Genomic DNA, 23,072 nt, shown 5'->3' on the forward strand with positions numbered 1-23,072 from the left:
TGCATCCGCTCATGGCCGTCTCGCTCTCCAGCCTTGCGCCCCGTCTCACCGAACGCCTGGGCGATCCGCTGCCGGGCCACGAGGCACATCTTCGCATGGCCCCGCGGGATTCGGCCCGGCAGGCCGACCTCTCGGTGAACGCGCGAGCCTGTCGGGAGGCCGGGGTGCTCCTGCTCCTGCACCCAGACGACGCAGGCCCGTCTGTGGTGCTAACGGTCCGGCGCGACCACCTCTCCGACCATGCGGGTCAGATTTCGTTTCCGGGGGGCCGGCGGGAGAACGGCGAGCCGCTGTCCGCCACGGCCCTGCGGGAAGCGGAGGAAGAGGTGAATCTATCTCCCACGTCGGTGGACCTGCTCGGCGCCCTGACGCCGCTCTTCATCCCGCCCTCCAATTTTTGCGCACATCCCTTCGTGGGCTACGCTCCATCCACCGCCTCCCTTCGCCCCACCGACGCGGAGGTCGGACGGATTCTGCAGGTCCCCCTCCCTCGCCTTCTAGACCCGGCCCCCCGCACGACCGAGACCCGCCTCCTCAACGGGAGGAACGTGGACGTGCCGTACTACGACGTGGCCGGACACACCGTATGGGGCGCCACCGCCATGATGCTGGCCGAGTTCTTGGCCGTGGTGCGCGACGCGACGGCATCGGCCGACTAGCCGCCCGTCCCTATTCAGTGACATCGGGATTCGATGCCGCCTCGGCCCCCATTAGGGAGCGCCAGCCTACCGCTCCCCATTGCTCTGGCGCGTAGCGCTGGATCCACCGCCGGTCGATCCAGTGCTTGAGCCGAAGGAACCCCGAGCGAGCCGTCCACAGGGGACCCGCCGTCCAGATAGCGCGGCGCGCTCCGGTTGAGAGCAACAGCGGCGCAACCGGGTACGGGCGAAAGGCCGTCAGGTCCGATGCGACCGGGGCCGAGCCGTCCTCGGCGAGTCGACGTAGCGTGGTGTCGAGATTCGCCCGGAGGTCCGGCCCCTGCTTCACGGCGTGCACGCCCACCTTGTCCAGGTCCAACTCCGGAATGGTCCCACAATCGCCGGCGGCAAAGATGCGGGGATGGGTGGGAGTGCGCAGGCGACGGGTCACGTGCAAGAAGCCCCGATCATCGGTCGACAGCCCGCTTTCGCGTAGCAGAGGCGGAGCAACGGCCCCGGTGCTCCAGAGCACCGCGTCGGGGTGAACCGTATCGTGTTCACCCGTATCCGTCCGCATGTCTACCTGGGTGCCGTCTGCATCGGTTCCGTGCACCGCGTCGACGGTGGTCGCCGTCCGAATGGCCGCACCTCGTTCTCGGAGCAGCCGGGACGCATAGGCGCGCATGCCTTCAGGAAATCCCGGCAGGATCTTCCCCGACTGCTCAACAACCGTCAGCGAGAGATCTGCCGCCCGTCTGGCCCCCACGAACCGTCCCGTGATGTTGAGGCCCACCTCTACCCCGGCCGCACCGCCCCCTACAATCGTCAGGCCCAGCGTCTCCGTCGGGGCGTCGAGCACCTGGTTCAAGTGGGGACGGAGGGCACGAACGCGATGGATCGGCTTGGTGCCCACCGCGGCGTCGGGCAGGGCCGGATTTACGCCCCCGACATCGATCGCCAGTACGTCGTAGGGGATGGTCTTCCCCTCCCCCGTCGTGACCACGCGGGTCTCCGGATCGAGGGCCGTGGCCCGAGCCGCCACGTGCGTAGCGCCTGCCTTACGGGCCATTCGCCGCAGATCGATGCGAATGTCGTCGACCGCGTACACCCCGCCCAGGTGCTCCGGCACCATGCCCGAGTAGTAGAGCCAGCGTTGGGGGTCGATGAGGGTCACGTTGATCCCGGCATCGGTCCATTCCCGCGCATGGGCGAGGCTGGGCAACATGGCGTGTCCCCCGCCGACCAAGACGAGGTGCAACGGCTCAGACATCGAACGGTCATCCATTGAGAACGAGAGGCAGAAAATCTCCCCCACGAGGCAAGGTCTCCCTTGAAGTACAAAGCCCCCATCAGCTTCGCTGCCCGTGCCGCGTCGAGAGGCCGATAGGGCAGAAACGGTGAGTACCGTCTCGTTGGGAAATACAGCGTTGTGAGTGATTGATCACTCATTGTTGGCATTGGTGCCTAACCCGGAAGGTTCCGATGGAGACGTACTGACCGTTCGGTACGAGGACGCCTCCCTCTGTATTTGAACTCCTCGCGAACCGATGAACCCATACTGGCAATCGCCATAGAACGACGGTGAGTGATCACTCACTCACAGTTTTTCGGGTTGAAAATGGGACCCATCCACAGCACCTAGGTGACGCCCTTACTGAAAAGGCAGTCTTTCCTCCGACGTTCATCAGCTTCCCCCAGACGGGTCTTTTCCCCCATTCGCCTCCCCCCATGACCAAGCGAGACGACATTTCCGAGGCCGCCCTCGCCCTCTTTGCCGAGAACGGAATTGAGGCCACGACGACTCGTGAAATTGCGGAGCACGCCGGGGCGGCTGAGGGGACGCTCTACCGCCATTTCGACGGCAAGGCGGACCTCGCCCAGTGGCTCTACCGCCGCTGCCTGAGTCAACTCCGCGACACTCTCACGGACGCCGACGAGGAGACCTCCGCCCCGACCCATCGGCTGGAGGCGCTCGTGCGTGGTGTCTTTGACTTTTATGCCTCCAGGCCCGCCTCGTGCACCTACCTGCTTTCGGCCCGGGAATCGGGCATCGTGAGCGGGAGCGGGAACGACTCCCCGCCCTCCCCGATCCGGCTGTTCGCCCGTGTGCTCGACGAAGGCGCGCAACAAGGCGTCTTTCGGGAGACCTCGTCCCTCCTCGTTGCCGGATGGATTCTCGCGATGGTTCAGCGTACCGTTCTTTTCCTGAAGACCGACACCCTTTCTTCAAGCACACAGGACGCGATCGACCAGACGGTTGACGCGGCCCGCCGGCTGGCGGCGGCTCGCCCGAGCTGAGCAACAAGGGTGCCGCACCGATTTCTACACTCCGAACCTGTCTAGGTGATCATGCATCCCCGAGTAATCATGTATCTCCGAATTGTGAGTGAACGATCACTCATATCTAGAGTCCAGACGAGGATTGTGCCGTGGATGCTGATGCTCGGCCTAATTGCCGTTCTCCCGATGCGTGGGACGGCGCAGCCAGCGTCCATCGTCAATGACGACACGTCCGCCGTGCTGTCCCTCTCCCTGGACGAGACGCTGGCCCGTGCCCAGAAGGAGAGCTTCCCCGTCCGGTCTGCAGACGCGGACCGCCGCGCGGCCACGGCCCGCAAGCGGCAGTCGCTCGGCGTCTTTCTCCCCCGAATCACCGCCCGCGAGCAGGGACTGTACACGACCGATCCCGTCAACGCCTTCGGCAGCAAGCTCCGGCAGGAGCGCTTCGCGCAGCAGGACCTTCAGTTAGGCGCCCTCAATACGCCGGATCGGGTGGACTTCTACGGCACGCAGGTGGAGGTGGAGCAGCCGATCTTGAACCTGGACGGCATCGTTGAGCGGCGCGCAGCGTCCGACGCAGCCCGCGCCGCCGGCCACAAGGCCGAACGCACCAAGGCTGTCGTTGCGTTTCGGGTCAAGAAGGGGTACTACGGACTGCTGCTGGCCGAACGGCAGGTGGGCGTCATCGACTCGGCCCTGGCCGCGGCGCGGGCCAACCGCGATCAGGCCCAGGCGCTTTTCGACGAGGGCATCATCAACCAGGCGGACCGGCTGGCGGCGGAGGTGCGCGTCTCGGAGCTGGAGAGCCAGCGCAGCGAGGCCGTCGCCCAACGCGACAACGCTGCGGACCGGCTGCGCTTCCTGATCGGGCTCGACGAGAACGTCCGCATTGAGCCGACCGATTCGCTGACGCGCGAATCTACCCTGGTGGGCGACGTGTCGCTCGAGGCCGTCAACCAGCGCCGCTCCGACATGCGCGCCCTCCGCGCCCGGGCCGACGCGGCCCAGGAGAAAACGCGGGCCCGCTGGCTGGCCTTCGTGCCCACCCTGAACGCCCGCGGCACCGCCGGCTGGTACGACGACGCCCCCTTCGGCACCAGCGGACAGAGCTGGACGGCCGGCGTCTCGCTGTCGTGGAGCCTGTTCGAGGGCTTCCAGCAGATTGGGCGCGCCCAGGAGGCGGAGGCCCGGCAGCACCGCGCCGAAATTGCCCTGGAGCAGCAGGCCCTCGAGAACGACGTCGAGATCACGTCCGCCCGCCGCGACCTTCGGGCCGCTCGCGAGCGCATCGAGCAGGCCCGGACGGCCGTGGCCCAGGCGGAGGAGAGCCTGCGCATCCGGACGAACCGCTACGGGGAGGGCATGGCCCGGACCACGGACCTGCTCCAGGCCGAGGCCACCCTCGCCGAGCGGCGCCTCGCCTCCCTCCGGGCCCTCTACCAGCACAACGTGACCGTCTACCGCCTCGAGCTGCTCACGGAGCAGTCGATGACCCAATAGCCACCGCGCTCCCCCCTTGCCATGCCTCTATTCATCGCCCTTCCGATTCCGATGCCAACTCGTCGTTCTCTCGCTGTTCCTCTTGTTCTCGCTATAATCGTCTCCGCGTGCGGGGGGGAGCCCTCTGCGCCGACCGCCGATGAGATGGAGCCCGTGACCGTGGCAACGGCTACCGCCCGGGCCACCGGCACGGCCCAGGCAGGCCAGTACAGCGGCACCATCCAGGGCACACGCCGCGTGCCCCTCGCCACCAAAATGATGGGGACCGTCACGCAGCTTGCGGTAGAGGAGGGTGACCGCGTGCGACAGGGCGAAACGCTTGCCCGCATCCGGAGCCAGAACGTGGAGGCCCAGCGCGCGCAGGTGCAAGCCCGCCTTCGCGAAGCCCGCGCCGCCCGCGACAACGCCGAGACGCAGTTCGATCGCATCAAGGCACTGCGCGAGACGGACAGCGCCACGGAGCAGGAGTTCGACAACGCGCAGACCGCCTACGAACGGGCCCAGGCGCAGGTCGAGGCCCTCGAGAGCCGCCTCGCGGAGACCGAGGACATGCTCACGTATGCCACCCTGAAGGCCCCCATCGACGGGTACGTGGTGGAGAAGCGGTCGGACGAGGGTGCCCTGGCCGCCCCAGGCCGGCCCCTCCTGGTCGTTGAGACGCTCGACGACCTGAAGGCCGTGGTGCAGGTGCCGGCGGAGGACATCAATCGGTTCGCCGTCGGCGACAGCGCGACCGTCACGGTCGGCGCGGCCGCCGACGTGCGCACACAGGGCGTGGTCACGCAGGTGAACCCGTCCGGCAACGTCGTGAGTCGCCAGTTTACCGTGCAGGTGCGCCTCCCGCGGGGGACCCCGAGCGAGGCCTCGGGCACCACTGCCATCAAGTCTGGCATGTACGCCGAAGTACTGCATCAGACCGGCACACGCTCGGCGCTGATGGTCCCCAGGAAGGCCCTTGTTGAGCGCGGCCAGTTGACGGGTCTCTACGCCATCAGCGACGGCACGGCCCGCCTCCGCTGGGTCCGCACCGGCACGATGCAGGGTCCCCGCGTGGAGGTACTCTCGGGCCTCCGCCCCGGCGAGAAATACGTCACCGACGCCACCCCTCGCATTGCGGACGGCCAGCCCGTGCGCACCGAGTAGCCGTCCGCCTCCACCCTGCCCCACCGTTTTCCGCACAGCAGTCTTCTCGCTCTCATGGCTACCGCCTCCGGCATCGCGGGCCGCATCGCCCGCGGCTTCATCAATAGCAAGCTCACCCCGCTGCTCATGGCCGCCTTCCTGGGCATCGGGCTCTACAGCGCGTGGATGACGCCGAAGGAAGAGGACCCGCAGATCGAGGTCCCCATGGCCGACATCGCCGTGCGCTACCCGGGGGCCACACCGCAAGAGGTCAAGAGCCGCGTGGCCGCGCCCATCGAGCGCCTCGCCTCCAATATCCAGGGCGTCGAGTACGTCTACTCCACCGCCCTCCCCGGCTGGGCGATGGTCTCGGTCCGCTACTACGTGGGCGAGAACCCGGAGCAGAGCATGGTGAAGCTCTACGAGGAGATTCTCAAACACATGGATCAGATGCCCGAGCGGGCCAGCCCGCCGCTCATCAAGACGCGGGCGGTGGACGACGTGCCGGTCCTCACGCTCACGCTCCACAGCGACAGCACCGGCGACTACCGGCTGCGGCGCCTCGGGGCGGAGATGGCCTCGGACCTCAAGACGACCGACGGGGTGGCGGACGTCGAGGTGCACGGCGGGCGGCAGCGGCAGGTCCGCGTGACGCTCCAGCCCAGCCAGGTGGCCGCCTATCAGCTCGACCCGCCTTCCATCGCGAAGCAACTCCGGGCCGCCAACCAGCAGACCGACGCGGGGACGTTTGAGCAGCGGGACACGTCGTACCTCGTGGAGACGGGCGGCTTTCTCACCTCGGCGGAGACGGTGCGCAACCTCGTCGTGGGGGTGCACCAGGGCAGCCCCGTCTACCTGAAGCAGGTGGCCACTGTAACCGACGGCCCGGCCGAGCCGGACACGTACGTCGCCTTTGGCCACGGCGCGGGCCACCACGCCGAAGGCACGCCCCCCCCGGGCCTGCAGTCCGCCGTTACGGTCTCCGTCGCCAAGCGCAGCGGGCGCGACGCGATGACCATCGCCGAGCGCTCGCTCACGAAGCTGGAAAGCCTCGAGAAAACGCTGATTCCAGAGACGGTCTCCGTCACCACCACTCGCAACTACGGCCGGTCGGCCTCGGAGAAGGTAAGCGAACTGCTACTCCACCTGCTCGCGGCCATCCTCGCCGTGACGGTCGTCGTAAGCCTGGCCATGGGCTGGCGCGGCGGCCTGGTGGTCTTTCTGTCCGTGCCCATCAGCTTTGCGCTCACCCTCTTCGTCTACTACTTCTTCGGCTACACGCTGAACCGCATCACCCTCTTCGCCCTCATCTTCGTGACGGGGATCGTGGTAGACGACTCCATCATCGTGGCCGAAAACATCGAGCGCCACTTTCAGATGGGGCGGCTTCCCAAACTGCAGTCGGCCCTGGCGGCGGTGAACGAGGTGGGCAACCCCACGATCCTGGCCACCCTCACGGTGATCGCCGCCGTCCTGCCGATGGCGTTCGTGTCCGGCCTCATGGGCCCGTACATGAGCCCGATGCCGATCGGCGCGGCGGTGGCCATGGGCTTCTCGCTGATCGTGGCGCTGGTGATCACCCCCTACCTGGCGTTCCGGCTCATCTCCTGGGGGGAGGATGAGGAAGACGGGGAGCAAGAGGAATACAGCCTCGAAGACACGCTCATCTACCGCGCCTACGCCGCCACCATCGAGCCCCTGCTCGACAGCGCCTGGAAGCGGTGGGCCTTCATCGGCGGCACCACGCTGCTCCTGCTGGGATCGGTCTCCCTCTTCTACTTCCGGGCGGTGACGGTGAAAATGCTGCCGTTCGACGACAAGAACGAGTTCCAGGTGATTGTAAACATGCCAGAGGGCACCCCGCTGGAGCGCACGAACGCCACCCTGCGCGACCTCTCGGCGTACCTGATGGACCGGCCTGTGGTGACCGACGTGCAGACGTACGCGGGCGACGCCGCTCCGGTCAACCTGAACGGGCTCGTGCGCCACTACGACCTGCGCTCGGCCCCGCACCAGGGGGACATTCAGGTCAACCTGCGGGCCGCCCACCACCGCGACCGCCAGAGCCACGCCATTGCCAAGTCGATGCGCGACTCCCTCCAGGCGATTGGCGACGACCACAATGCCGTCGTGAAAATTGCCGAGGTACCCCCCGGGCCGCCGGTCCGCGCCACACTCGTCGCCGAAATCTACGGGCCGGATTTTGAGACGCAGCGCGCCCTGGCCGACAGCGTGCGGCGGGCCTTCGAGGCCACCGAGGGCGTGGTGGACGTCGACTGGCGCGTGGAGGCCGACCAGACCAAGTACACCTTCGAGGTGAACAAGGAGAAGGCCATGCGCGCCGGGGTGCCCACCGCCCGCATCACCAAAACCATGCGGATGGCGCTGGACGGGCAGGACGTGACAACCCTGCACCAGCCCGCCGAACGCTCGCCCGTGGGCGTCCACCTCCGGCTCGGGCAAGACCACCGGTCCAGCCTGGCGGACCTCAAAAACGTGCACGTGCAGTCCCAGGCCGGTGCCACCCTCCCCGTGGCCGACCTGGTCACAGTGAAGAAGGGCGTGCGCGACAAGCACATCGACCGCAAAAACCAGCAGCGCGTCATCTACGTGCTCGGCAACGTGGCCGGGGCCATCGAGAGCCCGGTGTACGGCATGCTCGACATGCAGGAGCGCCTTGATGCGATCGAGGCACCCGCGGGCTACTCCTTCAACCAGCTCTACACCGACCAGCCGGCCACTGGTACCGACTACGCGCTGAAGTGGGACGGCGAGTGGCGCATCACCTACAAGGTCTTCCGCGACCTCGGGATCGCCTTCGCCGCCGTACTGCTGATCATCTATATCCTCATCGTGGGGTGGTTTCAGGACCTGACGGTGCCTCTGGTGATGATGATCGCGATTCCGCTCTCGCTCATCGGCATCGTACTGGGGCACTGGCTCCTGGGGGCCTTCTTCACCGCCACCTCCATGATCGGCTTCATCGCCCTGGCGGGCATCATGGTGCGCAACGGGGTCTTACTGATCGATTTTGTGAACATCAGCCTCGAGGAAGGGGCCTCCCTGCGGCAGGCCGTCATCGAGGCAGGGGCCGTGCGGACACGTCCCATTCTGCTGACGGCCGGGACGGTGGTCATCGGGGCGACGGTCATCCTCTTCGATCCCATTTTTCAGGGGCTGGCCATCTCGCTGATCGGGGGCGCCATTGCCTCCACAGCGCTCACGCTTTTGATCGTGCCGCTCGTCTACTACATGATTGAACGGCAGCTGGCCGATCCCTCGGTCATAGACACGTCCGACGACGCATAAGCACGCCGCATTCTCGTTTCCAAACCGTCCTCATTACGCCATGAAACTCGTCGCCATCATGAGCCTCGATGCCTACCGCGACGACATCCACGGCCTGCTCCGCGACCGAGAGATTGAGGTCTTCAGCGAGCTCGGCATCAAAGGCTACCATCAGTCATCGGCCGCCGGAGCCGCTCCTGCCTGGTTCGGGAGAGATGCCCCGCCGACCGCCTGGTCGAAACCATCGCCGACTTCAACGAACGCCGCGAGGTGGAGCGCCCCGTCCGCGCCTTCCAGATGAGCGTAGACCGCACGGTATGAACTCCCGGCGTCCCTCGTTTTCTCTTCAAGCCATTCCCATGTAGACATGGCCACGACTGCGAACCCACCCTCCCCAACCGACTCCCCGGACAAGCCCACGACGGGCATGTGCCGCGTCCCCTCCACGCAGGAAAAGCTCGTCCGTGTGCTGGCCGGGACCGTCTCGCTCACCGGCCTCGGCCTCGGCTTCTTCGTGAGCCCGTGGTGGTACCTGCTGACGGTCTTTGCCGGGCTCAACGTGATCCAGAGCGCCTTCACCGGCTTCTGCCCGCCGGAAATTGTGTACCGCTGGCTCAACTGAGCCACCTTCGGACCGCGAGCCCATCAAAGACGCGTGAAGCATCCGTTCCCGGGGATCATATATTTATATGTGTCTATATACAGGCTCAACGGATTAGCAATGACAAACGCTGCCGATTTACCGTCATGGCCGAGTCGTCTTCGTCGTGCTCGTGCACAACCGCCCCCGAAGACCGCCTTCCCGACTCGACAATCGAAAGCCGGGCCGAGCAGCTCAAGGCCCTCGCGAGCCCCGTGCGACTGCAGATGGTTGACCTCATCTACTACGGGGGCGGCGAGGTCTGCGTCTGCGAGCTCCAGGAGAACTTCGACCTAAGCCAGCCGACGATTTCCCACCACCTGAAGGTACTCCGCGAGGCCGGGCTCATTCAGAGCCGACAGGAGGGGACCTTCGTGTACCACCGGGTCGACGCCTCGGCGTTCACCGACCTATCCGCGTTGATGGACCGGCTGAGCACCATTCGAGAGTCTAACGAAGCCGCTCGGGCGGTGGCCTAGGCCATTCCCCGGAATTCCGATGCACGCTGGTCTTTTTTTCCCGCATTACATAGACACTCTTCAATACAACCCGTTTCCAACCATGGACATCAAAGTACTCGGCACCGGATGCTCGTCCTGTCAGACCCTCGAACGGCGCGTCCGCGAGGCGGTCGAGCAGACCGGCAGCGACGCCTCCGTCGAGAAAATTGAAGACATGCAACAGATCATGCAGTACGACGTCATGAGCATGCCCGCGCTCGTCGTGGACGACGAGGTGGAGGTCACTGGGCAAACCCCGTCGGTGAAGGAGCTCACCGACCTCCTGGGGGCCTAAGGAGGACGGAAGCCTGAGGAGGCCAGAGTTGCTTCGTTTTTCCAAACCCTGATTTCCACACCCACCCCGACCGTTCATGCTTGAGTCGTTTGCTGACTGGCTGATTTTCAGCCTCGCCGGACTGCCCGCTGGGGTCCAATGGGCGGACGCCGTGCACTTTTTCGTCTACGAGACGATGAAGATCGGCTTCCTCCTGATCGTCGTCACCCATCTGATGGGCCTCATCAACGCCTACCTGCCGGTGGAACGCGTGCGGGAGTGGATTGCCTCCGGCCGGCTGCGGGGGAGCGAGCACCTCGTGGCCTCGGGCTTCGGGGCGGTGACGCCGTTCTGCTCTTGCTCCTCCATTCCGCTTTTCATTGGCTTCCTGCAGGGGGGCATTCCCCTGGGGGTGACCTTGTCGTTCCTCATCACGTCGCCCCTGGTGAACGAGGTGGCCCTGGCGCTCTTCATCGGCCTTTTCGGATGGCAGGTGACGCTCGTGTACGCGGTGACCGGCATCCTGCTGGGAACCACGCTGGGGTGGGCGCTCGGGAAGCTTCGGCTCGGGCGCTACGTGGAGGACTGGGTCTGGGACATTGCCGAGGGACAGGCCGAGCAGGCCGACGGTGACCAGAAGTCCCTGTGGGAGCGGCTCCCGTCGGTGTCGAGCGAGGCGATGGGGATTGTGACCGACATCGCCCCGTACGTCCTCGCCGGCCTCGCCATTGGGGCCGGCATCCACGGCTACGTGCCCACCGGCTTCTTCGAGCAGTACTTGTCGGAGGGCAACCCGCTGGCCGTGCCGCTCTCGGTGGTTCTTGCGGTGCCGATGTACGCCAACGCGTCCGGCATCCTCCCGGTGGTGCAGGCCCTCGTGGCGAAGGGCGTGCCGCTGGGCACAGCCATCGCCTTCATGATGGCGGTGGTGGGCCTCTCGCTGCCGGAGGCGATGATGCTGAAGAAGGCGATGCAGACGCGCCTCCTGGCCACGTTCTTCGGCGCCGTCGGCGTCTCAATCATCGGTCTTGGCTACCTCTTCAACCTGGTGCTGTGAGCGCAGAAGACACAGAAGGACTTTCCCCCGACCATTGCACCGGCCCCGGGAGGGGCTTCCTAAACCCAACACGGATACCAAGCGACCATGGTTGACATCAATGCGTGGACGGTGGTCCTGGCCGCCGGCATTACGGCCGTGGCCACCGGGCTGGGGGCCCTCCCGTTTCTGTTCGTCCGTGACTTCAGCGGCTGGTGGCTGGGTGTGTTCAACGCCGCGGCAGGTGGGCTCATGCTGGCGGCCAGCCATAGCCTCGTGGCGGAAGGGACGGCCCTCGGGGCCGGGCGCACCCTGGGCGGCATCCTGACTGGACTGGTCCTTATCCTCGTGGCCAACACGCTCATCAGTCGCGAGGAGGATCACGACGTGGCCGAGCTGGCCGGGGCCGACGCGCGCAAGGCCCTGCTCATTCTGGGCGTGATGACGGCCCACTCGTTTGCCGAAGGGGTAGGAGTCGGCGTCTCGTTCGGGGGGAGCGACGAGCTGGGCGTTTTCATCACCGCGGCGATCACCATTCACAACATCCCCGAAGGCCTCGCCATCAGCCTCGTGCTCGTGCCGCGCGGCACGCCCGTGTGGAAGGCCGCGGGCTGGAGCATCTTCACGAGCCTGCCCCAGCCGCTCATGGCCCTGCCCGCCTTCCTGTTTGTGCTCGTCTTCGAGCCGGTGTTGCCCGTTGGGCTGGGGCTGGCCGCCGGGGCCATGATCTGGATGGTATTTGCGGAGCTAATCCCCGACGCGCTGGAGGAGATCTCGGGCGCCACCGCCGGGGCGGCGGTGACCCTCGCCTTCGCGGCGCTCTTTGCCTTTCAGCACTTTGGGCTCCACATGTGACCCGCCGAACGGAGAGGCTCTCACACCCCATGCTTTCTTTCCTCGTACCTCCCGCTCTTCATGAATCGTGTCATCGACTGGTTTGCCCGCAACGGCGTCGCGGCCAACCTCCTCATGGCACTGCTTCTCTTGGGGGGTGGACTGGCCGCCACGACGATCGTGCAGGAAAACTTTCCGGAGTTTACCCTCGACGCGGTGGAGGTGCGGGTGCGCTACCCGGGGGCCTCCCCGGAGGATGTGGAAGACTCTATTATCCGGCGCATCGAGGATCGGGTGGAGGCCGTCGAGGGCATCGACCGGATTCTGGCGACGGCGGCGGAGAACGTGGGCGTGGTGACGGTGGAGCTGTACCGCGGGACGGACTTGAGCCGGGCCCGGACTGACATCAAGTCGGAGGTGGATCGCATCACGGCCTTCCCCGACGAGGCCGAGGAGCCGGTCGTCACGGAGGTCACCAACCGCGAGCAGGTGCTTCAGGTGGCCGTGCACGGCGACGCTCCGCTCCGGACACTTCGGGAGGCCACCCAGCAGGCCGAGGACGATCTCGCCCTCACGCCGGAGGTCTCGTACGTCCGGATGGACGGGGTGCCCGACGAGGAGCTTTCCGTTGAGGTCTCCCGCCATGCGCTCCGAGCGCATGGGCTCACCCTCGGGGAGGTAAGCCGGCGGGTGCGCGAGGGAAGCCTCGACCTGCCGGGCGGGAGCATCGAGACGACAGGCGAGGAAATTACCATCCGCACGGAAGGGCAAAACTACACCCAGTCGGAGTTTGAGGACCTCGTCCTGCTGAGTCGATCGGACGGCACGAACGTGCGCCTCGGCAACGTCGCGACGGTGGTGGACGGATTCGATCAGAACTCGGACCTCGTCACCCGCTTCGACGGGGAGCCGGCGGTGCTCCTCAACGTCTTCCGTACCGGCGACGAGCAGGCGTTGGGCGTGGAGGAGACGGTCAAGGGCTACCTCAACACCGAGCTCCGTCCCTCACTCCCTCCCGGCATCGAGGCCACCGTCTGGCGCAACAGCGCCGACGACCTGCGCACCCGGCTCGACATCATGATCGAGAACGGGCTCCTGGGGCTGATGCTGGTGCTCCTGGTGCTCGGGCTCTTCCTCACCCCACGGAAGGCGTTCTGGACGGCCTCGGGCATCTTCCTCTCGTTCCTGGGGGCGCTTATCCTCATGGAGCTGCTGGACGTCTCCATCAACATGCTGTCGGTCTTCGGCTTCATCATCGCGATGGGGATTGCCGTGGACGACGCCATCGTAGTGGTCGAGAACATCTACGCCGAACAGGGCCGAACCGGAGAGCCGCTCGCCGCGGCGATCCGGGGCACACAGCGGGTGGCGACGCCGGTCGTGTTTGCCGTCCTCACCACCATGGCGGCCTTCTCGCCCCTGCTGTTCGTGGGCGGCACCATCGGGAAGTTTCTGGGCGACGTGCCGACGGTCGTCATCTTCATTCTGGCGATGTCGGTCCTGGAGGTCCTGCTCATCCTGCCATCCCATCTGTCCCACCGTTCGGGACAGGAGGCGCCCACGACGTGGATCGGAGCGGTCCTCGGCCGCGTGCGGACCTGGGTCGGTGATCGGCTCCGCGCCTTCATCGAGGGGCCGCTGGAAGGGGCCCTCGCGTTCGTGACGCGCCACTACGGGGTTGCAATTTCTGGGGGCCTGGCACTGCTGATCGTCACGTTTGGCCTCCTGGCCAACGGGTACATCAAGAACGAATTCTTCCCGAGCATTCCGGGCAACGTGGTCACGGCCCAGGTGGAGATGCCCCCCGGCACCAACGCGGCGGCGACCGAGCGCATGGCCCGGCGGCTGCGGGCACAAGGACTGGAGGTCCTTCGCGACCTGGAAACCCAGTCCGGGGAGCGTCTTCTCGAAACCAGCTACACCACCGTGGGGCGGCAGCCCGTCGCCTCGGGGGGACGCACGCAGGCCGGGTTTACGGCGCAGCGGCCGAACGTGGCGGAGGTGAGCATCGAGATGGTCGATGCGGAAGAGCGAACCGTGCCTTCCCCCCAACTGGAGGACCGCTGGCGTCGCGCGGTGGGCACTCCCGGGGGGATCCAGTCGCTCGCCTTTACCAGCAGCGCCGGCGGTCCGGGCGGCGATCCGGTGTCCGTGAAGCTCTTCGCCCCGACCGTGGAGGACATGACGCGGGCCGCCGCGGTCGTCCAGGACAGCCTGCACCGCTACGCAGGCGTCCTGGACGTGACGAGCGACTGGGAGGAGAAGCGCGAACTTGAGCTTCGCCTCAAGCCCGCAGCCCGGTCACTAGGACTTACGTTGAGCGACCTGGCCCGCCAAGCGCGCGCGGCCTTCTTCGGCGTCGAGTCGTATCGGCTGCAGCGGGGCCAGGACGAGGTGCGTGTCTACGTGCGCCTCCCCGACGATCAGCGCAACGCCGTGGAGGACCTCCACGAGTACCGGATTCGCACGCCGGCCGGGCATGCGGTGCCACTCGAAGAGGTGGCGACGGTGTCGCTCGGCACCAGCCCCACGCAAATCCAGCGGCAGGATGGGCGCCGCGTCGTCACGGTGAGCGCCGACGTGAACGCGGCCATCACCACGGGGGGAGAAGCCTCGGCGCAGCTCGAGCAGGGGGCCCTTTCGGCCCTGCAGGCCCGGATGCCCCAGCTCGAATATCAGTTTGGCGGGCAACAGCGGGAGCAGCGCAAGGCCCAGGGATCGCTCCAGATCGGGTTTCTTCTGGCCCTGTTTGCGATTTATGGGCTCCTGGCGATTCCCTTCCGGTCGTACGTGCAGCCGCTCATCATCATGGCCACCATTCCCTTCGCATGGGTCGGGGCGCTGCTCGGCCACTTCGTGCTCGGCTACAACCTCATCGTGCCCAGCCTCTTCGGCATCGTCGGGCTCAGCGGTGTCATCGTGAACGACGCGCTCGTGATGCTCGACTTTGCCAACGAGGAGCGGGACAAGGGCACCTCGTGGCGAGACGCGCTCATCCACGCCGGCCAGGTGCGCTTCCGCCCCATCCTGCTCACGTCGCTGACGACCTTCTTCGGACTTGCCCCCTTCATCCTGGAGCGGAGCGTCGAGGCCCAGTTCCTCGTCCCGATGGCCATTAGCCTCGGCGCGGGCATTTTGCTCGGCACTGTCATCCTGATGCTCCTCGTGCCGGCCCTCGCCATGCTGCAGCGCGATGCGACGCAGTCGATCGGGTCGTTCTTTTCAGGCAGCCCGGCGTCTGGTGCGTCCGAATAGGAGCCCGCTACCCGTTTCCCCATCCGACTTCCCAACAATACACCGCAGTGTTCCGCATGACGGGGTTCCGGTTATACATTCTCGGCATTCCCCTGGGCCTGCTCGCGCTGGCAGGATGCTCCGTGACGCCGTCCCTGGAAGACCCGGAGGCGGAGCAGGAATTGCCGGGCAGGTTCAAGGCCGCGCCGGGCGATACCACGCTACCTGCCGCGGCGGCCGACACGGCCGCCTACGACGCCACCCGCTGGTGGACCGCCTACGAGGATCCGGCCCTCACGGCCCTCGTCGACACCGCCCTCGCAGCCAACCTCGAGTTGGCTTCCGCCCGGGCCCGCGTCGAGGAGCTGGCCGCCCGGTTCCGCATCGCCCGCGCGCCGCTCTTTCCCAGCGTGAGCGCCGACGGGCAGGTGAGTTATCAGAATCAGCCTGCCAACACGGGCATCAGCAGCGCCATTGGTGGGGACCGGGGCCCAGACCGGTTCGAGTTTACTGACTACCAGGCGTCCCTCGGCCTCTCCTACGAGATCGACTTCTGGGGCCGGGTCCGCAGCCAGCGTGCGGCGGCCCTCAGCCAGTACTTCGCCACGGCGGCCGATCTGCAGACGGCCCGCCTGTCGGTTGTGAGCCAGACGATCGCGACATACGCCCAGATCGCGTCTCTACAGCGACAGGTGCGCCTCGGTCGGCGGACGGTCGACCTCCTGGAGCAGCGCCTGGCGGTGACCGAAGACCGCTACGACCGCGGCCTGGTCCCGTCGTTTCAGGTGTACACCGTACGCCAGAGCCTGCAGTCTGCCCGGGCCGAGCAGCCGGACCTGGAGAACCGGCTCTACGACGCGCAGGGCCGCCTGGCGGTCCTGCTCGGCCGCTTCGCGGGGGCGGAGCGCACGCTCCTTCCCGACTCGATGGCCATCCCCCTGGCCCCGGAGCCAATTCCGGCGGGCCTGCCGTCGGATCTACTCATGCAGCGGCCCGACGTGCGGGCGGCGGCCCTCCGCCTGGAGGCAGCCCGCCAGGAGATCGGGGTGGCCCGGGCGGAGATGCTCCCGAGCCTGTCGCTGACCGGGCAGGGCGGGACGCAGAGCAGCGAGCTGGCCGACCTGGTCGACCCCGGGCAGGCCTTCGCCACCTTCGTGGGCCAGCTAACCGCCCCGCTGTTTCAGGGCGGACGGCTGCGGGCGAACCTGAGCGCGGCGGAGGCACGCTACAAGCAGCAGGCGGCCGCCTACGAGCAGACGGTGCTTACTGCCTTCCAGGAGGTCAAAGCGGCCCTGGTCGCCTACGACAAGCAGCGCCGGCGCTACCGCGAGGTCCGGCGGCAGGTGGAGACGGCCCAAGACGCATTCCAGACGCAGCGCGGTCGCTACCGGCGGGGCGTCGGCGACGTGCTGTCGCTGCTCGACGCGGAGCGCACCCTGGCGGAAGCCCAGACGCGACTGGCGGGCGTCCGGCAGGCCGCCCTGAACGCGCGCCTGGCCCTCCACCGGGCCCTTGGCGGTTCGTGGACTGAGGCGCCCGCCCCCGACGACCCGCGTCTGTTTGAGTAGGCACGAGCCGACGCCCCGGCGTTGTCCCACACGATGGCGTTTCATGCGATGGGGCCCCGTGGAATTTGGTCTGACCGCCGGTCAGCCCTTGAATCGCCGGCTAGCCTTTGAAGACGTTTGATTGAAACGACCCCGACTTATGGACTTCGGTGACTACAAATGGTACTTGGTGGGGGGCGGCTTCCTCGTGGGAGCTCTCCTCGTTGCGTTCGTGCTGGGGGTGTTCGCCCCGGCGCCCGAACAGACCGACCCCCCGCCGCAGTCGCCCCTGGTGTCGACGGCGCCGGTGGAGGCACGGGCCGGCAGCCTGCTGGTGCGTGGAACCGGCACGGCGAAGCCCGCCCGCGAGATTCAGCTCACCGCTGAGGTTGGAGGCCGCCTTGTCGATGTCGACGAGGCGCTGGTGAGCGGGGGCCGGTTCGAGGCCGGGGAGATGCTCGCCCGCATCGACCCGGCCGACTACCGCAGCGCCGTCCAGCAGGCCAAGGCCCAGGTCACCCAGGCAAAGGTTCGGCTCCTGCAGGCCCGCGAGGAGGCCGGCGCCGCCCGGGAGGACTACCAGCGCCTCCAGACCCAGACCGGCGAGGCTCCTGCTCCCGACAGCACCGAACTCGGCCGGCTCCTCTTCAACGAGCCGCAGGTGGCTCAGGCGGAGGCCAACCTGCAAAGCGCGGAGGCCGCCCTCGAGACGGCACGGACCAACCTGGGGCGCACGCGTCTACAGGTGCCCTTCGATGGCCGGGTGCGCCAGAAGCAGGCCGACCTCGGGGCCTACGTGGCCCCCGGCACGCCGGTCGCCACCGTCTACGGCACATCGGAGGCCGAGATCGTCGTGTCGCTTCCCTCCCGCAAGGCGGCCCTCATTCAAAACCTGTGGTCCACGATTGGGACACAGTCCGACGCCGAGGTGCCGGCGACGGTGCGGGCCACGTACGGCGGGGAGACGTTCTCCTGGCAGGGCCGCGTCCACCGGGTCGAGGGCGCGATCAGCGAGCAGACCCGCACCATCGACGTGGTGGTGCGCGTGCCGGATCCGTACAGGCAGACGCCGACCGTCCAGTCGCAAATGCCGGAGCAGGGCTCCTCCTCCCCTAGCCCGGAGCGGCCGCCCCTGGCCGTGGGCACCTACACGACAGTCGACATCGAGGGGCGCCGAGGCGGCTCCTACCACGTGGTGCCACGCCGGGCGGTGCGCGCCCGGGAGGCCGGCCGACCGCCGGTCGTCTGGGCGGCGGTCGGCGACTCGATGCTCGTCGAGCGCCCCGTCGAGCCGATCCAGACGGTGGAGGAGCAGACTTACCTCGCCCCGACCCTCGACGACGACACCCGGGTGATTACGACGGACCTGCGCGTCCAGTCCGACAGCATGCGCATCCGGGCTGCCCGGCCGTGACGAGACGAATGGCACGCCCGTGCAATTGTCTCGGCTGGGGCCCGTGGGCGTTCTCCACCGGATCGGCCATCGTGAAGCCGGTCGGGACGCACCACCGCACGGATGGGTCAACGGCGATGCTTATCGTAGAACAGCCCGGTGGTCTGCTACCGGGTTGTTTCGTCGACGCGGCCCTCGCCCCCGCTATTCACACCAGCAGCATCGCACCAATGGCGTCCCAAGACACACCCCCGTGCCAGTGATTCGTTCGTGATGGGCATTGGGCACACTCAATGACATTAGCATCGAATTAGAGCGCATCCTCCGTGGGCACGACTGAGAAGGGATGCTGTACAAAGTCATCCTGATTCCCAATCAAGAGACGAGACGGATGGAAGAGAGTCCTACGTTGCTACTGGTGGAAGACGAGCCGGACGTGGCCTCCTTCGTCCAGCAGGGCCTCGAAGAAGAAAGTTATGCAGTGAGCTGGGTCCAGGAAGGACAGCGGGCCCTGGAGCATGTGCAGCAGGCCCCCGTTGATCTCGTGCTGCTGGACATCCGCCTGCCGGATCGTTCCGGCATCGAGGTGTGCGGGCGGCTCCGACTCCACCAGCCGAACCTGCCGATCATGATGCTCACGGCCCTGGACGCAGTGGAGGACCGCGTGAAGGGCCTGCGGGCCGGGGCGGACGATTACCTTCCGAAGCCGTTTGCCTTCGACGAACTTGTGGCCCGCATCGAGGCGCTTTTGCGCCGCGTGGACGCCCCCGCGCAGACCGAAACGCTCCGGGATGGCCCGCTGGTCGTCGATCCGGCTGCCCAGGTCTGCACGTACGAGGGGAAGGATGTCTCCCTTACCCCCACCGAATTCGATCTCCTCGTGTACCTGATGGCGCGCCGGGGGCAGGCCCTGAGCCGGGACGCGATTCACCGGGACGTGTGGGGCCACGACTTCGAGCGGGGCACCAACCTGATCGACGTGTACGTCAACTACGTGCGTGAGAAGCTAGGCGAAGCCGGGTGTCCCTCTCCGGTTGAGACGGCCCACGGGGTCGGGTACCGGTATACCGCCTGCACAGAGAGCGCCGAACGACATGATTGAGCTTACCGGACAGTCGAGCCCCTCCGTCGAGCGTTCGTCTCCGAGCCGCCCCTCCTTCCGGCGTCGGTTGCTTACGGTCGTCGGGCCGGCCCTGGGCGGTGCGCTCCTGCTGTTGGCCCTGCTGGCCTGGGGGGCCGTCTACGTGGCGCTGCAGCAAGGGGCCGTCGACGTCCTTCAGGCCGAAGGGATCGAGGTAACGGCGGACATCGAGTACAACGAACGGGGGAACCTGGAGGTGGACGGACACGGGTGGGAAGAGGTACACCACCGCCTTGCCGACAAGCGGGTCGATCCTGTGTTTGTACAGGTGTTCGACCGGTACAACCGAATCGTTCGGGCGTCCGCCAACATCGACTCGCTGAGCGCCCGGTACCCCGAACAGCCCCGTGCCTCCCCCCGCTCATCGGCCTGGATGCCGACCCTTCAGATCTTCGAGACCGGGGGCCGCACCCTGTACTATCTCGTACGCCCCATCACGCGGGACGGACAGGCGGTGGGCTACGTCCAGGTCGCCCGCCTGCTTCCGAAGTACAGCCCGGTCCTGCAGCGGTATGGGGCCGGACTTGCGCTCGTTGTTGTCCTCTTGTTTGGGGGGCTGCTTGCGCTCGTCGGGTGGGCGGCGGGGCGCGTGCTCCGACCGCTCCGCCGCATCACCGCCTTTGCCGAGACGACGACCTCGTCGGACCTTGGGGATCGAATCGACGTGCCGGAGACGGCCGACCACGAGACCGCCCTGCTGGCCCGAACGATCAACGACCTCCTCGACCGGCTTGAAGAGAGCTTCGAGGCCCTGCGCACGTTCACCTCGAACGCGGCCCACGAGCTTCAAACGCCCCTGACGGTGCTTCAGGGACACGTGGAAATTGCCCTGCGCCGGTCCCGCTCGGCCGAGAGCTACGAGTCGACGCTCCACCTCCTCGACCGCCGGCTGGGCGAGATGGTGCGGACCGTGCGCTCTCTCCTCACGCTTACGCGCCTGGACCAAGGGGAGGAGCTCTCAACTGAGCCGGTCGACCTCGGGGTCCTCGCCTGCGAGGAGGGGGAAGCAGCCCAGTCGAGGGCCGAGGACAAGGGAATTACCGTAACCGTGAACACCGACGAGGTATGGGTGGACGGGCAGCCCGACCTGCTCCGCGAAGCCGTGCAAAACCTCGTGGACAACGCCGTGAAGTACACGGAGGACGGCGAGGTGCGAGTGTCCGTCACCGAAGAGGAGGGACAGGCCGCCCTTCGCTGCCGAGACACCGGCATGGGCATCAAGGCAGAAGACCTGCCCCATGTCGGCGCTCGCTTTTACCGGAGCCAAGAGGCCGGGACTGCCGATTCGGAGGGAAGTGGGCTCGGCCTTGCCCTGGTCCGGCGAATCGTGGAGGCGCACGACGGGGAGCTCCGTGTCGAGTCGATCCCGGGAGAGGGGAGTCAATTCGAGCTCTCCCTACCAGCAGTGCCTGCCCCGGCCTCGGCTCAGGCAGTGGACGCGTCCTGAGGCCGCGTCGCCACAGACCGGCAAGGTGCATCCAGTTCCGAGGCTGCCCTGGAAGGAAAAGGCTGAAGACGATCAAGCGCGGGGGCGTACGACCGGACAAGCGTTCGAGTCCGTCCTGCGGGGAACTCGTGTCGCCATTGCGACGGACAGCATTCTCTAATCGTCCTCTAATCCGTTTCTCATCGTTCCCTAAGATCCCTCTGTAGGGGAGGGGCGTCTGACCCATATGCCTGCCGACGACAGGCCACCGGGACCGGACCGACAGGTCCTGCGACGACGGTTCAGACGAACAACGTCTCTCCTCGAATGCGTATCGACGGCGTCCGCGGGGCAATTTTCCTGCTTCTGATGGCGGGTGGGCTGTTTCCCACCGTCCTGAACGGGCAGTCCCTGCCCGACACCCTCACGTTCGACCGCACCCGCGAACTGCTGCGGGCCCACAATCCGCAGCTCCGGGCCGCCGGTGCCCGGGGAAAGGCGCAGGGACAGGCCGCCCGAACGCGGGCCCTCTTTCCGAACCCGACGCTCAGCGTGTCGGAGGAACGGACGAACCTCGAGGGCGACGGCGCCGACGACCAGTGGTACCTGTCGGTCACGCAGCCCCTCCGCTACCCCGGCGAGCACAGTGCCCGCACCGCAGCGGCCCGCGCCGCGGCCCGTGCCGCGGAGGCCCGGGCCCAAGAGACAGCCGCCAAGCTTTACCGCATCGCCCGCCGCCGGTATCTCGACGTGGTGGTGGCCGAGCGCCGGCACACCATCAATCGCCACTTTGCAGAGGCCATTCGGAAGGGAGCCCGGGCCGCTCAGGTACGGGTGCAGGAAGGCGACCTCGGGACGTTTCAGCAGGCCCGCATTCAGACGGCGCAGGCACAGTACGAGGATGGACTGGCGGAGGCGAAGCGCGCCCTTCGGACGGCCCGCACTAATCTCTACGCCCTGCTGCACCCCGACAGCTCCCAGGAGGCTCCGGCCGACACCGCTGCGCTGCCGGAGTTCAGCGTCGCGGGGACCCTTCAGTATCGCCCCGTCCGTGTCTCGCAGGGAGCGGCCCTTCAGCGGGCCCTTCAGCGACGAGGACAGCTTCGAGCGGCTCGCGCCACGTTTGCGGCACATCGAAAACGGCTCACGACGGCCCGATACGGGCGCCTGCCGAACCTCAGCGTCTCCGCCGGACCCAAGACCCAAAGCCTTCCCGGGACCGAAACCACGTTTGGCTTCACCGCCGCCCTCAACGTCGAACTTCCGATCTGGAACGGCGGACAGACCAACGTGGACGCCGCTCGCAACCGCCGCTTTGAGGCACAGGCCCGCCTGGAGGCGGCCCGTCGCCAGGTGCAAACCGATGTGCGCACGGCGATTGAGGACCTCCGCAGCTACCGATCGCGCATTGAGACCGTCTCGCAGGGCGTACTGGCCGACACGGACTCGCTCCTCCAGAACGCCCAGTACGTCTACCAGGAGGGCGACATCACCCTCTTCGAGCTACTCGACGCGATTGAGTCGGCCCGTGCAGCGGCGCTGCTTCGAACGCGTCTTACGGCCCAGTACCTGCGCGCGCTGCACGACCTGGAATACGCCCTCGGGGTCGGCCCTGCCGATTCCCCCGTCGTGATCGAGGGGGCCCTCGATCCCCAAGACGCCGATCTGAACTGAACCGCCTGACCTGCCATGATCCACCGCTGCTTTCCATGATCCACCGCCGCTTTTCGTTCATTCTCGCTCCTCTCCTGATCGCCGCCCTGCTCCTAATTGGGTGTGGGGAACAGGGAGCCTCCCCGTCTTCTGCCCAGGCCGACACCACAGCCGACACCAGGGCCGACACCACAGCCGCGCCGAACACAATCACCCTGTCCGACGCGCAGCTTCAGGAGGTCTCGGTGGAGACCACGACGGTGACCGAACGGCCCGTGACTACGACCCTCGAGCTTCCGGCCCGCGTGCGGCCCGGGGCCGACCAGCAGGCCTACGTGACGACCCTGGTCAGCGGGCGCGTCGAACGGCTCCGCGTCTCGCCCGGCGATCGGGTACGGCAGGGCGCAGTGATGGCCGACGTGGCGGCCCCGGACCTGAGCGGGATGGTGGCAGGCCTGCGGCAGGCCCGCGACGAGCTGGATCGCCAGCGGCGGCTCGATGAGCGCGGCGTGGCCGTCGAGAAAAACCTGCGGGCCGCCGAGCGGCAGTGGCAGGCGGCCCGCCAG

18 protein-coding genes and 1 pseudogene are annotated in these 23,072 nt (G+C 67.1%); 18 read left to right on the forward strand and 1 reads right to left on the reverse strand.

Features of this window, described 5'->3' with window-relative positions; all coding sequences use genetic code 11:
- The first annotated feature begins 11 nt into the window (after positions 1-11).
- Entirely contained in the window at positions 12-659 is a 648-nt protein-coding gene (locus B7R93_RS05995; protein ID WP_232798078.1) for an NUDIX hydrolase, read from the forward strand.
- A 10-nt stretch (positions 660-669) separates the two neighbouring features.
- Here B7R93_RS05995 and B7R93_RS06000 read toward each other — a convergent pair whose 3' ends face one another.
- A complete protein-coding gene (locus B7R93_RS06000) occupies positions 670-1,908 on the reverse strand; it encodes an NAD(P)/FAD-dependent oxidoreductase (protein WP_103019917.1) in 1,239 nt (412 codons plus the stop codon).
- 458 nt (positions 1,909-2,366) lie between these two features.
- Between B7R93_RS06000 and B7R93_RS06005 the strand changes: the two genes are divergently transcribed.
- The 17 genes and pseudogenes from B7R93_RS06005 to B7R93_RS15765 form a co-directional block, all read left to right on the forward strand.
- Complete coding sequence (locus tag B7R93_RS06005; protein ID WP_103019918.1) at positions 2,367-2,936, forward strand: TetR/AcrR family transcriptional regulator; 570 nt, start codon at positions 2,367-2,369, stop codon at positions 2,934-2,936.
- Positions 2,937-3,071: 135 nt separating this feature from the next.
- Positions 3,072-4,418, forward strand: coding sequence for a TolC family protein (locus B7R93_RS06010; RefSeq protein WP_232798089.1), 1,347 nt, complete (start codon positions 3,072-3,074; stop codon positions 4,416-4,418).
- A gap of 144 nt (positions 4,419-4,562) precedes the next feature.
- Positions 4,563-5,561, forward strand: a complete 999-nt coding sequence (locus B7R93_RS06015) for an efflux RND transporter periplasmic adaptor subunit (RefSeq protein WP_232798079.1) — start codon at positions 4,563-4,565, stop codon at positions 5,559-5,561.
- Positions 5,562-5,615: 54 nt separating this feature from the next.
- Positions 5,616-8,849 (forward strand): efflux RND transporter permease subunit, encoded by a 3,234-nt coding sequence (locus B7R93_RS06020; protein ID WP_103019921.1) that lies wholly within the window; start codon positions 5,616-5,618, stop codon positions 8,847-8,849.
- Between the two features lie 40 nt (positions 8,850-8,889).
- Complete coding sequence (locus tag B7R93_RS06025; protein WP_232798080.1) at positions 8,890-9,129, forward strand: hypothetical protein; 240 nt, start codon at positions 8,890-8,892, stop codon at positions 9,127-9,129.
- A 66-nt stretch (positions 9,130-9,195) separates the two neighbouring features.
- Positions 9,196-9,450: a YgaP family membrane protein gene (locus B7R93_RS06030; protein ID WP_198598602.1), complete on the forward strand. Its 255-nt coding sequence runs from the start codon at positions 9,196-9,198 to the stop codon at positions 9,448-9,450.
- Between the two features lie 125 nt (positions 9,451-9,575).
- Positions 9,576-9,947, forward strand: coding sequence for an ArsR/SmtB family transcription factor (locus B7R93_RS06035; RefSeq protein WP_103019922.1), 372 nt, complete (start codon positions 9,576-9,578; stop codon positions 9,945-9,947).
- A gap of 82 nt (positions 9,948-10,029) precedes the next feature.
- Positions 10,030-10,263: a thioredoxin family protein gene (locus B7R93_RS06040; protein ID WP_103019923.1), complete on the forward strand. Its 234-nt coding sequence runs from the start codon at positions 10,030-10,032 to the stop codon at positions 10,261-10,263.
- Between the two features lie 76 nt (positions 10,264-10,339).
- Positions 10,340-11,299: a permease gene (locus B7R93_RS06045; protein ID WP_103019924.1), complete on the forward strand. Its 960-nt coding sequence runs from the start codon at positions 10,340-10,342 to the stop codon at positions 11,297-11,299.
- An 87-nt stretch (positions 11,300-11,386) separates the two neighbouring features.
- Positions 11,387-12,133: a ZIP family metal transporter gene (locus B7R93_RS06050; RefSeq protein WP_103019925.1), complete on the forward strand. Its 747-nt coding sequence runs from the start codon at positions 11,387-11,389 to the stop codon at positions 12,131-12,133.
- A gap of 60 nt (positions 12,134-12,193) precedes the next feature.
- Positions 12,194-15,367, forward strand: coding sequence for an efflux RND transporter permease subunit (locus B7R93_RS06055; RefSeq protein WP_103019926.1), 3,174 nt, complete (start codon positions 12,194-12,196; stop codon positions 15,365-15,367).
- Positions 15,368-15,423: 56 nt separating this feature from the next.
- Entirely contained in the window at positions 15,424-16,914 is a 1,491-nt protein-coding gene (locus B7R93_RS06060; protein ID WP_232798081.1) for an efflux transporter outer membrane subunit, read from the forward strand.
- Between the two features lie 139 nt (positions 16,915-17,053).
- Positions 17,054-18,307, forward strand: a complete 1,254-nt coding sequence (locus tag B7R93_RS06065; RefSeq protein ID WP_103019927.1) for an efflux RND transporter periplasmic adaptor subunit — start codon at positions 17,054-17,056, stop codon at positions 18,305-18,307.
- Between the two features lie 370 nt (positions 18,308-18,677).
- Positions 18,678-19,388: a response regulator transcription factor gene (locus B7R93_RS06070; protein WP_103019950.1), complete on the forward strand. Its 711-nt coding sequence runs from the start codon at positions 18,678-18,680 to the stop codon at positions 19,386-19,388.
- Positions 19,381-20,874, forward strand: coding sequence for a sensor histidine kinase (locus B7R93_RS06075; RefSeq protein ID WP_103019928.1), 1,494 nt, complete (start codon positions 19,381-19,383; stop codon positions 20,872-20,874). Before B7R93_RS06070 ends, B7R93_RS06075 begins: the two co-directional genes overlap by 8 nt.
- A 306-nt stretch (positions 20,875-21,180) precedes the next feature.
- Positions 21,181-22,527 (forward strand): TolC family protein, encoded by a 1,347-nt coding sequence (locus tag B7R93_RS06080; protein WP_232798083.1) that lies wholly within the window; start codon positions 21,181-21,183, stop codon positions 22,525-22,527.
- A gap of 35 nt (positions 22,528-22,562) precedes the next feature.
- Positions 22,563-23,072: pseudogene (locus B7R93_RS15765) on the forward strand (efflux RND transporter periplasmic adaptor subunit); the annotation flags it as partial.

Origin of the sequence: Salinibacter altiplanensis, assembly GCF_002894645.1 — a bacterium.
Taxonomy (GTDB): domain Bacteria; phylum Bacteroidota; class Rhodothermia; order Rhodothermales; family Salinibacteraceae; genus Salinibacter; species Salinibacter altiplanensis.